The sequence below is a fragment of the Flavobacterium sp. ZE23DGlu08 genome (genome assembly GCF_030505335.1).
In the GTDB taxonomy this organism is placed as follows: domain Bacteria; phylum Bacteroidota; class Bacteroidia; order Flavobacteriales; family Flavobacteriaceae; genus Flavobacterium; species Flavobacterium algoritolerans.
In genome coordinates this window covers 2,414,026-2,430,599 of sequence record NZ_CP130045.1, presented here as the reverse complement: position 1 = coordinate 2,430,599, position 16,574 = coordinate 2,414,026, and the positions used below count along the sequence as shown (strand labels likewise).

General features: G+C 33.2%; 10 protein-coding genes. 6 read left to right on the top strand and 4 right to left on the bottom strand.

All coding sequences use genetic code 11. From position 1 onward, the window contains the following. Positions 1-108 precede the first annotated feature (108 nt). From Q1W72_RS10560 to Q1W72_RS10550, 3 genes are all read right to left on the bottom strand, one after another. A complete protein-coding gene (locus Q1W72_RS10560; protein WP_099714303.1) occupies positions 109-1,692 on the bottom strand; it encodes a RagB/SusD family nutrient uptake outer membrane protein in 1,584 nt (527 codons plus the stop codon). 11 nt (positions 1,693-1,703) lie between these two features. Then, positions 1,704-4,673 (bottom strand): SusC/RagA family TonB-linked outer membrane protein, encoded by a 2,970-nt coding sequence (locus Q1W72_RS10555; RefSeq protein WP_233206861.1) that lies wholly within the window; start codon positions 4,671-4,673, stop codon positions 1,704-1,706. A gap of 594 nt (positions 4,674-5,267) precedes the next feature. Further along, entirely contained in the window at positions 5,268-7,274 is a 2,007-nt protein-coding gene (locus Q1W72_RS10550; RefSeq protein ID WP_099714301.1) for a glycoside hydrolase family 65 protein, read from the bottom strand. Positions 7,275-7,470: 196 nt separating this feature from the next. On the opposite strand from Q1W72_RS10550, the gene Q1W72_RS10545 reads away from it, so the two are divergent. From Q1W72_RS10545 to Q1W72_RS10520, 6 genes are all read left to right on the top strand, one after another. Beyond that, on the top strand, positions 7,471-9,060 hold the full coding sequence (locus Q1W72_RS10545; RefSeq protein WP_099714300.1) for a glycoside hydrolase family 32 protein: 1,590 nt from the start codon (positions 7,471-7,473) through the stop codon (positions 9,058-9,060). Positions 9,061-9,110: 50 nt separating this feature from the next. Then, on the top strand, positions 9,111-10,442 hold the full coding sequence (locus Q1W72_RS10540) for a sugar porter family MFS transporter (protein WP_099714299.1): 1,332 nt from the start codon (positions 9,111-9,113) through the stop codon (positions 10,440-10,442). Further along, on the top strand, positions 10,435-11,337 hold the full coding sequence (locus tag Q1W72_RS10535) for a carbohydrate kinase (RefSeq protein ID WP_099714298.1): 903 nt from the start codon (positions 10,435-10,437) through the stop codon (positions 11,335-11,337). Before Q1W72_RS10540 ends, Q1W72_RS10535 begins: the two co-directional genes overlap by 8 nt. A gap of 77 nt (positions 11,338-11,414) precedes the next feature. Next, the gene (locus tag Q1W72_RS10530) at positions 11,415-13,160 is read left to right on the top strand and encodes an alpha-glucosidase (protein WP_302135142.1); all 1,746 of its coding nucleotides are present in this window, start codon (positions 11,415-11,417) and stop codon (positions 13,158-13,160) included. Between the two features lie 127 nt (positions 13,161-13,287). Continuing rightward, entirely contained in the window at positions 13,288-14,307 is a 1,020-nt protein-coding gene (locus tag Q1W72_RS10525) for a LacI family DNA-binding transcriptional regulator (protein ID WP_099714297.1), read from the top strand. A 233-nt stretch (positions 14,308-14,540) separates the two neighbouring features. After that, entirely contained in the window at positions 14,541-15,581 is a 1,041-nt protein-coding gene (locus tag Q1W72_RS10520) for a LacI family DNA-binding transcriptional regulator (protein WP_099714296.1), read from the top strand. A gap of 7 nt (positions 15,582-15,588) precedes the next feature. Here Q1W72_RS10520 and queG read toward each other — a convergent pair whose 3' ends face one another. Beyond that, entirely contained in the window at positions 15,589-16,509 is a 921-nt protein-coding gene (gene queG, locus Q1W72_RS10515; RefSeq protein ID WP_099714295.1) for a tRNA epoxyqueuosine(34) reductase QueG, read from the bottom strand. Positions 16,510-16,574 lie beyond the last annotated feature (65 nt).

Below are 16,574 nucleotides of genomic sequence, written 5' to 3'. Positions count from 1 at the left end.
TTTATATAATATTGATAATAAAAAAGAATAAAATAGATATAAAATAAAGAGGGTAATAAATACCCTCTTTATAACTAACTCAAAAAATAATTAATTGTAAACATTTTTTTAGTAACCTGGATTTTGTTTCAAATTTGCATTGAATAAAGCATCCGCTGGAATTGGGAATAACACATATCTATTATCAGACACATAAGGTTTCAACTCTCTAGCTTCCAAGAATTTTCCAAAACGAATCATATCATTTCTTCTCCATCCTTCATACCATAACTCTTTACCTCTTTCTGTGTATATAGCATCTAAAGTAGTTGGAACTGTACCTGCTACATTAGTTCTAGATACTAATTGAGCAAATTTTGTTAAGTCATTAACTCCAGTACCACCTCTTAGAATTGCTTCTGCTTTCATCAATAACGCATCTGAATAACGCATCAACGCATAATCATTTTCAGGAGTACCAACATTAGCTTCATCCGGAATGTATTTTTGACTTCTGATCCCTGCAGTTTCAAGTGTAGCACCTCCAGTAATCAATGTCAAGGCTGCAGTAAACACTAAAGGATTACCTTTTCTATCCTTTAAATTTACAGTACCAGCTGGTATGTTAGTGTATAATGCTCCACTCGCATCTTTATCTCTACCAAATTCATCACGGTTTTTACCATTTTTCATTTGACCTACTTGAAATCCAACATTATTACCAAAAGCGTCAATAATATATTGATCTGAATTTTTAATACGTCTATCATTAGGATTAAACTTATTGTAGTATTCAGCTACAGTTGCAAAACCATTCCAACCATCAGGTGTCTGTTGGTAATGCATACCCATTCTCCATCTTGATTGAATACCTCCACCTTGACCACCTCTAATATTTTTAGAAGAGAAAAGAATTTCTGGAGATGTATTATTTGTTGGTTTGAAATTATCCCAATAATCAGTTGCTAAAGAACTATTAATTGCATCTACATGAGTTACAACTTTAGTCATATCAGCAGGATCAAAAGTATAAGGTCCTGCAGCATCAGCAGCATTAAAAACCCCTTTGTTCAAGTATAATTTAGCCAATAAAAAGTGAGCTGCATCTACATTAACAATACTGGCATCGCCAGCAACACGAGCAGGCAAGCTTCCTATAATTGCTTCAAGTTCGCTAATAACAAAAGCTGTAGCTTCTTGTCTTGTCCAAACTTTAGGATCTGCTTCCAGAGAGCTACCAGCTTCTCTGTAAGGTGCCTGACCATATAAATCAATTACATTATAATAGTAAAACGCTCTCAAAAAACGAGCTTGAGATATTTGCGTAGCAGTACCATTTTCTATAACCAAGTTACAATTGTAAACTTGTGACAATAATGAGTTCCAAGCATTTCTAATCTCAATATTATCTGGTGCCCAAGTATGCGTATGTAATTGTCTCCATTTAGCATTATCATCCCAGTCACCACCTCTTGTAGGTCCAACTAATGCATCCGTAGACATTTCATCTAAGGCAAACATTTTATCTTGATCTTGAAAACCTCTTAATCCTTCATAAGCACTAACCAATAATGAAGCAGAATTAACTGTTGAACCTCCAGTACTGCTAATGACTACACCATCTAATACTTCCTCATCTAGATTAGTACAACTTACTCCTAGAATAATAGTACTAGTAAACAAGATGCTTTTTATAATATTTATTCTTTTCATTGTTTTTTTAATTAAAATGTTACGTTAAGTCCAACTGATACACTTTTATCTCTAGGATAAGATAAATACTCCATCCCCGCCGAAGGCACTCCGTTTAATGATTTATCAGTATCAACCTCTGGGTCAGATCCTGAATAACTAGTAATAATAAATAAATTAGATGCATTTACAAAGAAACGAGCCGATTTAATTCTAAATCTTTCTAAAGAATTTACAGTATAACCAAACGTTAGATTACCCATTCTCAAGAAATCTCCTTTTTCTAAATACTTAGTAGATGGAGAGTTCGGATCTCCTTGTGCTTGAGGAGAAGTTGCAGCTTCTAAAGTTGTATTTCTACCTCCTAGGAAAGCTCCTTTAAAGAAATAAGCATTTGTTGTGTTATTATAAATGTAGTGACCAAAAGCACCATAGAAAGAAGCACTTGCATCAAATCCTTTGTAAGCTACATTAGTAGTAAAACCAACATTAATTTTTGGCAAAGGTTGTTTGTCCAATAATTTTTTAGCTGCAGTTCCTAAACCTGTATCATTACCTGCTGCATCAGCATAAATTGAATTACCTGTTGCATCATATCCTCTCCACTCATACAAATAATAAGTATATGCTGGTTGATTGTTTGTAATTACCTGAGCATAAGCATCTGTTAACCCTTGACCATTCAATCCACCAGTAGAGATAAAACCAGCGAAGTTTTTAACTTCATTACTTAAGAATGATGCATTCCCTGAAACATCCCAAGTTAAATCTTCAGTGTCAATTACTTTATAGTTCAAAGATACCTCAACACCTTTATTGATTAAGTTTCCAGGTAAGTTTTTAAAACGTGGAGATGGTGGTCCAGGCTGAGTTGCAGCTGCCGGTACCGGGAAAATTAAATCCTTAGTATCTCTTTGGAAATAATCTAACGAACCTGTTAATCTATTATTGATCAATTCAAAATCAGCTCCTACACCATATGATTTAGTAGTTTCCCATTTCAAATCAGCGTTAGAGTTTGTATCAACATTTAAATTACCATTGTTACCATAAGAAGCTCTAGCAATTGCAGAGTTTGGCGCAAATTCCTGGTTTCCTGTGATACCATAATTCCCTCTAATTTTGAAGCTATTCAACAAACCTTCTTTATCTTCTATAACTTTGTAAGCTATACCTGCAGAAGGAAAATAATCGTATTTGTTATTAATTCCTAATTTTGTTGATCCATCAGATCTCAATGTAGCAGTAAGAATCAATTTTTTAAATAAAGTAGCATTTACTCTACCAAAATAAGATTGTAATTCCACTCTGTTTCTATAAGAAGATACTCTGTACTCATTTTGAAGACCTCCTTCAATGTTATCAATCAAATTAGTTTGGTTAACATCATATCCTTTACCACTTGCAAAATTTCCATCGGCAGTATAATCATAATAAGAATAACCAACTAACGCGTCTAAATTAAAGTTATCACCAAAATCATTATTATAATTCAACGTATGTTCAAACGTTTTATTAAACTTATTTTGATTATTGATAAAAGCTGTACCAAATTTAACTTCGCTTGAACCAGGAACTGTTGCTTGAAATGCCGCTCCTGAAATTTCCATAGTTGGCAACAACTGGCTTTTTCTGCTAGAAGTAGAACTCTCAACACCAAATAAGAATTGATATTTCAATTTACTATTGATTTTCCATGTAGTATTGATACTTCCTAATAATTTATTAGTATTCGTATAATCTGTATATGAATTTAATAATTGTACTGGATTTAAATAATCATCTCCTACTACATTGTATGAACCATTAGCATTATAAATTGGCAAAGTTGGGTTCCAATATAAAGCAGTACCAATTACGTTACCAATAAAACCTGCATTATTAGACAAAAGAGTCGCTTGATCTTTCAATGAAGCATAAATAATTCTTGACTCTACTTTTACAGCTCCTCCAAAAAAGTCGTTAGAGTTATAAAATGATGCGCTGTATTTGTCTAAACCTGTGTTTTTAACAATTCCATCTGTATTAGAAGCTCCAAAAGATATTCTTGTATTAGAATTTTCTGTAGTCTTACTAAAAGATAAATCATGATTCATTGAGAATCCACTTCTTAAAACTGCATCTTTCCAGTTGTAAGATCTTGATCCTTTATCATCTCCACCTGCTTCTGCAAATTGATCACCAGTCATTACATCCAGTTTACCTGACAATTTACTAAATTGAAATGAAGTACTATATGTTAATTGTGGTTCTTTAGATTTACCTTTTTTAGTAGTAATCACAATAACACCATTAGCTCCACGAGAACCATAGATAGCCGTAGATGAAGCATCTTTCAACACAGACATACTTTCGATATCATTTTGATTGATAAAGTTTAATGGGTTTCTTGCAGATGAAGTTCCTAATAAATCAGCTCCTCCACCAGAAACATTTCCACCATCCAAAGGCACACCATCAATAACGATTAATGGTCCGTTTCCTGAACGAATAGATGAGTTACCACGAACTCTAATAGCAACACCAGCACCTGGCTCACCACTAGATTGTGTAACTTGAACACCTGCAACTTTACCTCTCAATAATTGAGCAGGCGAAGGAGAAGATACATTATCAAAATCTTTTGCACCAATTTGATCAACTGCACCAGTTGCATCTTTCTTTCTAACTGAACCGTAGCCTATAACTACAACTTCTTTTAATTCAGCTGAGTCTTCTTTTAACACTACATTAACTGTGCTTTTTCCTGCTACATTTACCTCTTGAGTTTTAAGACCAATGTAACTAAAAACTAAAACTGCGTTTGAGCCAACATTCTTGATAGTAAATTTTCCATCGAAATCAGTTTGCGCTCCATTTGTTGTTCCTTTTACTAAGATAGAAGCCCCTGGAAGCGGACCGCTAGCATCAGATACAGTTCCAGACACATCTTGCGAATATGTCAAACTTGTACATAGCATCGTTAGAAACACCATCAAGCCTTTAATTAGACTATTTTTCATACGTAATAAATAAGTTGGTTAATAATTTGTTTTAATGGTTTGTTTTAAATATTAAGTTCAAACATAATTATAAATTTATGATAATATTAAGATTTTACTAAACTATAACGTTTTCGTTGTGCCGAAAACGTTTTCGATTTTAAAATTAATCCTTTAAAAAATTAATACTAAAATTATAATAAACATAAAAAAAAGGTACTAAAAAAATCATTCTTGTATTATTTTCGCTTTTACATCGAAAAATCATTGCGTTTTAATCAAAAAAAACGTCTATTAAGAAAGAACATTGCGAATTATTTAAAGCAATGTCATTTTTTGCTATAAATCAACAATCTGAATTTGGTTAAATAAATATACCTCAAAACATTTGGCTAAAAAAACCACATATGCTTTATTTCCCATTTCATAACCCTAAAAAAATAGTAATGTAACAAAAACACATAAAATTCATTAGATAAATACGTTTAGAGTTTAAGAACATTACTTGATTAAATCCCTAAAAAAAATAGAAATAAAAAAGCCACGAATACAGTAATTAAATCCATTACAAACAGATTGAATCATGTATTCGTGGCAAAAAAAACTTTAACTTAATTATTTGATAACAATTGTTTTATTGTCAACTCCAATACCAATAATCTTTAACGATTTCCATTGTTTGGGTAACAATCCTTTATTGTATTTCAATCCCATATCCGTTTGTTCCACTCCGCCAAAACCATAAATAACGGCTTGAAGCATTGCTCCTGCTCCCGTGGCAAAATATGGATTGTTACTATTTGCAGATTCCGAAAACACTCCAAAAGGCGGACGGCTATTTGGCAAATAGGATTTTACAAAATAACTATACGCTTTTTCTCTGTCTCCTAATCGTGAATACAAAACAGATAAAACTCCGGAAGCCATCGCTGGACCATCTTTTTTATCTATTTTCTCTGCATAGTATTCCAAATCTTTTTCAATTTGGGCTTTGTCTGTAATTATATGTAAAGGATACGCTAACAAATTCACATCGGCTTGTTTTATCATTTGTCCTTGATATCCTTTATAATTTTGAGTAATCCCATTCTCTCTATGAATAAGTAATTTCTCTGATACTGCCGCCCATTTTGGATTGATTGGCTCATTCAAAATTGTTGCCGCTTTAATCGTGTTTTTCAAAGACTCAATAGCTGATGCATTTGTAAAGGCATTATCATCTACGTGTTGGGCATATTCATCGGCACCAACTACATTTAAAATAGAATAACTTTCATCTTGATTTTTAACTACACGGCTTACCCAAAAATCTGCTGTTTCTTTCAGAACCGCCCATTCTTTTCTCAACCAAGATTTATCTTGTGTATAACTGTAGTAATTCCAAAATGCAATCGAAACATCCGCCGTGATGTGTTGCTCAAAAATCCCTGTCAATGCCCAAGTTGGAGTTGCTTCTTCTCCTGTATCATCAGATTCCCAAGGATACATTGCTCCTTTATATCCATAGATAAAAGCTTTTTGTTTTGCTTTTTGCAAACGGTCTGAACGATAATCTAAACATGATTTTGCCATATCAGGTTGTAAAGCCAATAGTGTTGGATACATCCAAAGTTCCGTGTCCCAAAAAATATGACCATTATATCCCTGCGATGATAATCCCATTGGAGCTACACTTTGCCTCGTTTCCGGGCGTATATATGAATACAAGTTGTACAACGCAAAACGTACCCGTTGTTGCGCATCAAGATCTCCTTCAATTTGAACATCACCGGTATTCCATAATTCAGCCCAAGCTTGTTTGTGACGGTTCAATAATTTATCAATTCCTTCCTGTAAAGCATATATTGGCTGTCTTTCGGATTCATTCAAAGGATCAGTAACATCTTTTGAAGTGCAAATTCCACCTGCAACTGCAAAACGGTATTTTTTACCCTTCATTAATTTTTTAGTAAAGCCAACTTCATTTCTGGTTTGTTTTAAGGTTTCACCTTGTCCGTCAAAAAGAAATGTTGTTGAGGCCGCAACCGTATATTTCCCCGTAAGCGTTTTAGCGACGGTACCAAAAACTGGCATTAAATATTGATTGTCTTTTAAAACACGAAACTGACTTTTAGCCCCTTTCAATTCATCAGGAACCACCATATAATTATTAGCGGTAATTTCGATATCCTTAATTGGAGTAATTTCGACAATTGCCATTGCTGAAAAAGGAACAGCTCTATTAGCCAAAATCGTATAATTGATAGTTGCTAAATCTTTAAATGAAAATGAAGTGGTACTTGTCCCTTCTTTCATAGAAACTACTTGACTCCAATTATCAATATTATCTGATTTGATTTCTTGATTGTTTATATTCAAATGCAGATTCAAAAACTCAATTCCTCGTACAATTCTGCTAATTCCATTTTCAGGACTACCATCATAAACTCCGTTCAGAATAATTTCTTTTGTTTTTAAAGGAGTATCATCCGTAACAATTCCTATTTGTCCATTTGCCATGGCTACGCCAAAATAATTTTCTCTGGAATTTGCCTGTAAATGCCATTCGTCTGATTTAGTTTGTCCAAAAACAATTGGACCTGTTAAAAGCAGGAAGACTAGACTCTTAAATGTTGAAATCATATTTATATTTTTTAATAATATTTTCAAACTTATATAATTTATTTCTTAAAAAATTGAATAGTTCCATATAGTACATTGAATCCAAATCGAAAACGTTTTCGACATATCGAAAACGTTTTTAATTAGACTATTTTGAATAATTAAAAAATAGAATTCTATTTTTATGAAGATAATATAATAATAAATTCTTTTTTTAATGAAGTTCGCAAATAACATCGCATCGATTTTCTTCTTATTTGGCAGCACATTATTCTTGTTTTCTTGTAAAAAAGAAGAAAGCAATGCAATTATTGCCATAACCTCTTCTGAAAAAATAAAAATTGATTCTTCAGAGAAATACAAAGAACCGTTTAGACCACAATTTCATTTTTCTCCAGAAAAAAAATGGATGAATGACCCAAACGGTATGGTGTACTATAAAGGTATTTATCATTTATTTTATCAATATTACCCAGATGATATTGTTTGGGGACCGATGCATTGGGGACATGCCACAAGTACCGATTTAATTCATTGGACCCACAAAAAAATTGCTTTATTTCCTGATAAACTAGGTATGATATTTTCAGGAAGTGCAGTGGTGGATCTAAATAATACCTCCGGTTTAGGAACTAAAGAAAACCCACCGATGATTGCGATTTTCACCTATCACGACATGGCAGGCGAAAAAGCGGGCAGAACGGATTATCAAACGCAAGGATTAGCTTATAGTCTAGATGAAGGCGAAACTTGGTTGAAATATGAAAAAAATCCTATTGTCAAAAATTCTGTTTTAAAGGATTTCAGGGACCCAAAAGTTTTTTGGAACAGCGAAACTAATCTTTGGAATATGGTATTAGTAGCCGGAGATCATGCTCAATTTTACACTTCAGAAAATTTAATTAATTGGAAATTCGAAAGTGAATTTGGTAAAAAAATAGGTGCTCATGGCGGTGTTTGGGAATGCCCAGATATTTTCAAATTAAAAGTTGCCAGTTCTAAAGAAGAAAAATGGGTTTTACTCATCAGTATCAATCCTGGCGCACCTAATGGTGGTTCCGGAACACAATATTTTGTAGGTGATTATGATGGAAAAAGTTTTAAAACTACCCAAAAAGACATTAAATGGATTGACAACGGCACCGATAATTATGCAGGAGTTACTTATAACAATACTCCAGATAACAAGAGAATATTTTTAGGCTGGATGAGCAATTGGCTATATGCCAGAAATACACCCACAAAAAACTGGAGAAGCGCCATGACACTGCCTCGAGAGCTTTCTTTGGTAAAAATAAACAATAGTTATGTTCTAAAAAATAGCCCTGTTGAGCCGTTCAAAAAACAGTTGGTTTCAGAGTTTTCAAAAGATTTGATGCTTATTAAACCACAGCAAAAAATCAATTTTACTTATGATAATTTCAACCAATCTGAAATAAAATTTAAAGCCGCTTCAAAAAATTTAAAACTGATTTTTTCTAACGAAGTAAATGATTCTTTGGTTTTGAATTATGATGCTGCACAAAAAACCTTTTCGATAGACAGACGCCATTCCGGAATAGTAAATTTCGAAGAAAACTTTGGAAAAGAAATCCATAAAACTGCAACGCCAAGTATCATTTCGGAAACCATTGACTACCAAATTATTCTAGATTGGTCCTCTATAGAAATTTTCCTAAATGAAGGAGTATATAGCTTTACTGAACAAATTTTCCCGAACAAACCGTATACAAAACTGAGCATCCAATCCGATGAAAAGCAAGAAATTAAAAACCTTACTGTCCATAGAATCAAAGGAATCTGGTAGCCATACAAATTATTTATAAAACCAAAACTATTAACCATAAATTATAAAAAATGAATAACGTTCGAAACTGGTCCCTTACTGTAGCTGTTGCGGGATTTTTATTTGGCTTTGATACCGTTGTAATATCTGGCGCCAATTTACCCATCAAAGAATTATGGCACACCACTCCATTATTTCACGGAATTTTTATCATGTCAATGGCTTTATGGGGAACCGTATTAGGCTCATTATTAGGAGGAATTCCATGTGATAAATGGGGTCGAAAGAAAACATTATTCTGGATTGGGATTCTATTTTTAGTATCGGCATTAGGTTCGGCATTTGCACAAGATCCTTACACGTTTTCATTTTTCCGTTTCATTGGCGGTATTGGTGTTGGAGCCTCATCCGTGGCAGCTCCTATTTACATTTCAGAAATTTCCACTCCACAAAACAGAGGTAAATTAGGAACCTTATTTCAATTTAATATTGTATTCGGTATCTTGATTGCTTTCTTTTCTAATTATTTATTCGAAGGTGTTGGAGGAGAAAATGACTGGCGCTGGATGATTGGTATTGTTGCGCTTCCTGCATTTATTTACAGTATAATCGTTTTACAAATTCCGGACAGTCCACGTTGGTTAATCTTGAAAAAAAGAGATGACGCAGCAGGGATAAAAGTCCTTGAAATGATTTACAGTAAAGAAGAGGCTTTAGAAAGTTTTCATGAAATCAAAAAAGATTTAAATGAGACTTCTGTAAAAGAATCTATCTTTTCAAAAAAATACAAACTGCCTATCATTTTAGCTTTTTTACTGGCTTTTTTCAATCAACTATCAGGAATTAATTTTATTCTGTACTATGCCCCAGAAATATTGGAAATGGCAGGATTAGGTTCAAAGGAATCCTTGATGAACTCCATCTTAATTGGAGTAACAAATTTAATTTTTACCATTGCCGGAATGCGATTAATAGATGTTTTAGGACGAAAACAACTTATGATTATAGGCTCTTTAGGTTACATTATAAGTTTAGGCATGGTTGCTCTTGCCTTTTACAATAATCTGGGTCCTATCATTTTGATGTCATCAATCATGTTATTTATAGCTTCTCATGCTATTGGACAGGGTGCTGTAATTTGGGTATTCATTTCAGAAATATTTCCAAATAATGTTAGAGCTAACGGACAATCTTTTGGGACAGGAATTCACTGGATTTTTGCTGCATTAATTACTTTGGCCGGACCAGTAGTCATTGACTTATTCAAAATAAATCCTTGGCCAATCTTTGCATTTTTTGCTTTTATGATGGTCTTACAATTGGTTTTTGTATTGTTTATGATGCCCGAAACCAAAGGTTTATCGTTAGAAGAATTAGAACACAAAATGGTTAATAATGAATAATTTCAAAGAAAAACTCAGCATCGTTTGTTTTGGAGAAGTATTATTTGATGTTTTTCCAACACACAGAAAAATTGGCGGCGCACCATTGAATGTCGCATTACGACTAGCATCACTTGGAGTGAATACGCATATAATCAGCCGAATTGGCAAAGATGCAATAGGCCAAGAATTAGTAGACTATGTTCGGGCAAATGGCGTGGATACTACTTCGATTCAAGTTGATGAAATTTTTCACACTGGAGAAGTAATTGTAAAATTAAATGAAAAGGGTTCTGCTTCATACACCATAAATTACCCGGTTGCTTGGGATAAAATTGTTTGTATTCCGGAAGACGAAATCATGGTCAAAAAAGCGGACGCACTTGTTTTTGGGAGTCTTGTATGTAGAGATTCCGTCTCACAAAGTTCACTTTTAGAAATAATAAACTATGCAAAATACGCTGTTTTCGATGTTAATTTGCGTGCTCCTTTTTACACCAAGGAAATCCTGATTAATTTAATGATGCAGTCTGATTTTATAAAATTCAATGATGATGAATTGTATGAAATAAGTGCTTTTATGAATTCCCCCTATCATTCATTGGAACAAAACATACTTTTTATTGCTGAACAAACAAACACAAAACACATTTGTGTAACCAAAGGAAGTCATGGCGCAGTTTTGTATTATAATGGAAAAATGTATTACAATAGTGGCTATAAAATTGATGTTGTTGATACTGTAGGCTCAGGAGATTCCTTTTTAGCTGGATTAATTTCTAAACTATTAAATAATGTGAATCCCCAAGAAGCGATTGATTTTGCTTGTGCTTTAGGCGCGATTGTAGCAAAAAACGAAGGCGCAAATCCAAAAATTTCCAGTAAAGAAATCAATGCTTTTATGAGTCCAATATAAAATCAACAAATCACACAGTGCTGGCATCAAAATACTTACAAACAAATACAGTAAAAAAACTATTAACACAAACAGCTATGAAACCTATTCTCTCATTATGCTTGTTTTCTGCTCTTACACTATTTTCTGCTGAGAGCACATCAGCTCAAAACAAGTTTGTAAAAACAAGTCAAAAAAATGATGCAAAATGGTGGAAAGAAGCTGTTGTGTACCAAGTATATCCTAGAAGCTTCAAAGACAGTGACGGCGATGGAGTTGGAGATTTAAAAGGAATCATTTCAAAATTAGATTATATAAAAAGCCTAGGAATCGATGCGGTTTGGCTTAATCCGATTTATACTTCTCCAAATGATGATAATGGCTATGACATCAGTGACTATAGACAAATCATGACAGATTTTGGGACTATGGAAGACTTTGATCTTTTGCTAAAAGGGATGCATGAACGCGGAATCAAACTCATCATGGATTTAGTGGTAAATCATAGCAGCGATGAGCACGAATGGTTCAAACAATCCAGAAGTTCAAGAGACAATAAATACCGCGATTACTACCATTGGTGGCCAGCCGAAAAAGGAAAACCACCTTACCGATGGAGTTTTTTTGATGTGAATAGCGATGCCTGGAAATATGACGCACAAACTGACGCCTATTATTTGCATTATTTTTCCCAAAAGCAGCCCGATTTAAATTGGGAAAATCCAAAGCTAAGACAAGAAATATATGAAATGATGCGTTTTTGGTTAGACAAAGGGATTGATGGTTTTAGAATGGATGCTTTTCAGTTTGCTTCAAAAGATACTACATGGCCAGAATTACCAAAAGGATATGAGAAAAACATCATAAAATACTACGGAGTTGGCCCGCATCTACATGATTATTTACAGGAAATGAACCGCGAAGTTTTTAGTAAATATGATATTATGACCGTTGCCGAAGGTGCCGGAAGTACTCCCGAAGACGCAATGCTGTTTGTAGATCCAGACCGAAAAGAATTAAACATGGCCTATCATTTTGAAAGCGTTGACATTGGTAAGCATATCAATGATTTTGGTCTTGTTAAATACAAAGATATTTTTTCAAGGTATGATGAAACCTTTAAAGATAAAGGTTGGCTTTCGATTTTCCTGGCCAATCACGACCAACCCAGAATGGCAAGTAAATTTGGCAATGACACTCCTGAATTCAGAGAAATCTCTTCAAAGATGCTTTCTACATTTGTAATGACCATGCGCGGAACTCCCTATTATTATTATGGTGACGAATTAGGAATGACTAACATTCGCTTTGATTCTATAGAAGATTATCACGATGTGGATACCCGAAATAAATACATTGGATTAAAAAATAAAGGAGGCGATTTGAAAGCTTTTTTAGAAGGCCAAAAACAAACTTCAAGGGAAAATGGAAGAACACCTTTTCAATGGGATACAACTAAAAACGCCGGATTTACAACCGGAAAACCTTGGTTGAAAGTAAATCCAAATTATACGATAATAAATGCCGAAGCACAAGAAAAAGACCCAAATTCAACCTTAAACTATTTTAGAACATTAGTACAATTACACAAAAAGGAACCTGCTTTTGTATATGGAAAATATACTCTGCTAGACAGAGAAAACCCTAATGTATTTGCATATATTAGAGAGTTAGAAGGTAAAAAAATATTGGTTTTATTGAATTTTTCCGAGAAAAAATCTGCTTTTAACATAGGGGTTTCTACTAGTAAATCTAAAATTATTTTAGACAATTATACGGGGACTAAAAATTTAAAAAAGAATATTTTACGTCCATTTGAAGCGGTAATAATTGAACTCAAATAAAAATTAAACACTTCAAAACAGTCTATAATTAACAAACTGTTTTTTGAAAATTGATTTACAACAAATAAATTGTAAATTCGTTTTCAAGAAGCAGTTTTTTTGGCTTTTACAAATAGAGTATTGAACTATGAATAATCCCACTCTCAAAGAAATTGCCGCACAATTAGGGATTTCTATAACAACTGTTTCAAAGTCATTAAAAGGATACTCAGACGTAAGTGAAAAAACAAAAAAAGCGGTAATTGAACTTGCTCAAAAACTGCATTATACTCCAAACAGTTTTGCCGTAAACCTTAGAACAAAAGAATCAAAGACCATAGGATTGATAATCCCTACGCTTGTTCATGATTTTTTTTCAAATGTGATTAAAGGAATTCTTGAAGAAGCTGAGAAGAGGGATTACTTGGTTATTATTTTACAATCTAATGAAAAATTAGAGTTTGAAAAAAAACAAATCGATCTACTATTAAATAAAAGAGTCGACGGAATTTTAATGTCCTTGTCCAATGAAACTGGGGATTTTGAACATTTAAAATCGATTATTTCTCACAATACCCCACTGGTACTTTTTGATAAAATTGCAAAACTTGTTAAATGCTCAAAAGTAACTATTAATGATAAAAAAGCGGCCTATGATGCTGTTAGCTTTCTTATAAAAAAAGGGTACAAAAAAATAGCTCATTTTAGAGGTTCTTATTTACCCCAAAATGCTATTGATCGCTTTTTAGGATACAAAAAAGCACTCGAAGACAACGGTATTCCTTATGATTCCTCACTTGTTTTTGTATGTGACAACAACACAGATTTTGAAGACGGTTATGAAAATGCTAAAAAAGTGATTGATGAACATCCCGAAATTGATGCAATTTTTGCCGTTACTGATTTAGTCGCCATTGGAATCATTAAATACTTCAATGAAACAGGGATTTCTATTCCGCAACGAATTGCAGTTTTAGGTTTCAGTAATTGGTTCATGTCAAGCGTTATATCACCAAAACTTTCAACAATCGACCAACCCGGTTTTGAAATTGGAAGAAAGTCTGCGTCGATTTTATTTGATGAAATCAATCTAAAAAAGAATAATTTACCAGTTCTTTTTCAGTCAATTGAATTAGAAACTAACATAATTGAAAGAGAATCTACATAAAAAAATTGAATCCTTCAATAAACAATCAACCCATGTTTATCTAATTTAACGAATCAATATTAATTTGTTTATTTTGATAAAAAAACTAGAAATAAGATAAAAATTAATATCTTGGTAAAGAATATTTTAAGTTAGAGTCAGTTTTTATAGGCATAAACTAAACACATGGAGACTTAAAATAAAGTCATTTCTAAAAATATTTTCCTAAAATTAAATACGTAGAAATTCGATTCATGAAAGATATTACTCTTAAAGAAATTGCAACAAAACTGGGAATTTCAATAACCACTGTTTCAAAAGCGCTGAAAAACTATCCGGATGTTAGTGAAAAAACTAAAAATGCGGTAATTGAACTTGCTCAAAAACTACATTATACCCCTAATAGTTTTGCTGTAAATTTAAGAACAAAAGAATCAAAAACAATTGGTTTAATTATCCCTGAAGTAGTACATCACTTTTTTTCAAATGTGGTAAATGCCATTATTAATGAAGCCGAAAAAAATGGATATCTCGTTATCATTTTACAGTCTAATGAAACGTTGGCTTTAGAAAAAAAACAAGTAGAACTCCTTATAAACAAGAGAGTAGATGGCATTATTATGTCACTATCTAATGAATCCAACAATGACGATCACATTAAAGAAATAATGAATAGAAATATTCCTTTTGTGATGTTTGACAAGATTGCCAAGCTTTCTAAATGCTCAAAAGTGGTAATTGACGACCAAAAAGCAGCCTTTAATGCGGTCCAACACTTAATTGATAATGGCTGCAAGAAAATCGCACATATTCGTGGCCCATTGAATCCTCAAAACGCGATAGACCGATACATCGGTTACAAAAAAGCGTTAGAAAAAAACAATATTCCTTTTGACAATAAATTAGTCTATACTTGTGAAACCGTAACTTTTGAAGAAGGGAGAGATTTTGCAAAGCAAATTATTAATGAGCATCCTGACATCGATGGTATTTTTGCAATTACAGATTTGGTTGCAGTAGGTACACTAGCCTATTTCAATGAAAATAAAATCAATGTACCTGAACAAGTAGCCGTAATTGGGTTTAGTAATTGGTTTATGTCACAAGTATTGACACCAAAATTAAGCACTGTCAATCAGCCGAGTCATGAAATGGGAATTGAATCTTTTAACTTATTGCTGGAAGAAATGAATTGTCATAAAGAAGGAATTCCTTTTACGCCAAGAACTGTTGAATTAGAAACTAACGTTATCGTTAGAGAATCTTCTATAAAATTCAAACAAATTGAATTGTAAGATACTGTTATTCTAAAAAATCAATATTTCTTTTTATTCCTTGAAACTTAGCTCTTTTTAGTGGCGAATTTTTAAATACAGCTTTAAATGTTTCTTCGGTAATTTCAATCCAATCCTTTTTTGACATGGAAAGTAATTCTGGATTTGGGTTAAATAGAGGTTCATTATGTGCTTTTGAAAACTTATTCCAAGGACAAACATCCTGACAAACATCACATCCAAAAGCCCAATCAGCAAACTTTCCTTTCATTTCTTGAGGAATATTATCTTTTAATTCAATCGTGAAATAAGAGATACACTTGCTGCCATCAACTACATAAGGCGCAACTATGGCCTCGGTAGGACAAGCGTCAATACAAGCGGTACAAGTGCCACAATGATCGGTTGTAGGATTGTCATACTCTAAATCTAAATCGATAATGAGTTCTGCAATAAAGTAAAAAGAGCCTACTTTTTGCGTCAATAAATTACTGTTTTTGCCTATCCAGCCTAAACCACTTTTGGCAGCCCAAGCTTTATCGAGTACTGGAGCAGAGTCTACAAAGGCACGACCGGAAACTTCTCCTAATGTTGATTGAATAGAAAATAAAAATTCTTTTAATTTTTCTTTAATTACAAAATGATAATCCTGCCCGTACGCATATTTTGAAATTTTATAAGAATCTGGATTTTGAAGTTGCTCAGGGTAATAATTAAGCAGCAAGGAAACTACACTTTTAGCATCATCAACCAGCAAAGTTGGATTTAGACGCTTGTCAAAATGGTTTTCCATATAGGACATTTGACCATTTCTGTTGTTCTTTAACCAGTTTTCTAAACGTGGTGCTTCTTGTTCTAAAAAGCCGGCTTTGGATATTCCACAAGATAAAAAGCCGAGACGCTGTGCTTCGGATTTGATAAATTGCGTATATGTAGCCTTGTGGTTGATGCTTATAAAAATAGAAGTTAATAAATGGATTCCCTAGCCCTGATAGCAGCGGCATCACCCGATTT

Excerpts from the sequence above, each read along its gene's own strand:
- Q1W72_RS10560 (WP_099714303.1), bottom strand. The coding sequence starts at position 1,692 with ATGAAAAGAATAAATATTATAAAAAGCATCTTGTTTACTAGTACTATT.
- Q1W72_RS10555 (WP_233206861.1), bottom strand. The coding sequence starts at position 4,673 with ATGAAAAATAGTCTAATTAAAGGCTTGATGGTGTTTCTAACGATGCTA.
- Q1W72_RS10550 (WP_099714301.1), bottom strand. The coding sequence starts at position 7,274 with ATGATTTCAACATTTAAGAGTCTAGTCTTCCTGCTTTTAACAGGTCCA.
- Q1W72_RS10545 (WP_099714300.1), top strand. The coding sequence starts at position 7,471 with ATGAAGTTCGCAAATAACATCGCATCGATTTTCTTCTTATTTGGCAGC.
- Q1W72_RS10540 (WP_099714299.1), top strand. The coding sequence starts at position 9,111 with ATGAATAACGTTCGAAACTGGTCCCTTACTGTAGCTGTTGCGGGATTT.
- Q1W72_RS10535 (WP_099714298.1), top strand. The coding sequence starts at position 10,435 with ATGAATAATTTCAAAGAAAAACTCAGCATCGTTTGTTTTGGAGAAGTA.
- Q1W72_RS10530 (WP_302135142.1), top strand. The coding sequence starts at position 11,415 with ATGAAACCTATTCTCTCATTATGCTTGTTTTCTGCTCTTACACTATTT.
- Q1W72_RS10525 (WP_099714297.1), top strand. The coding sequence starts at position 13,288 with ATGAATAATCCCACTCTCAAAGAAATTGCCGCACAATTAGGGATTTCT.
- Q1W72_RS10520 (WP_099714296.1), top strand. The coding sequence starts at position 14,541 with ATGAAAGATATTACTCTTAAAGAAATTGCAACAAAACTGGGAATTTCA.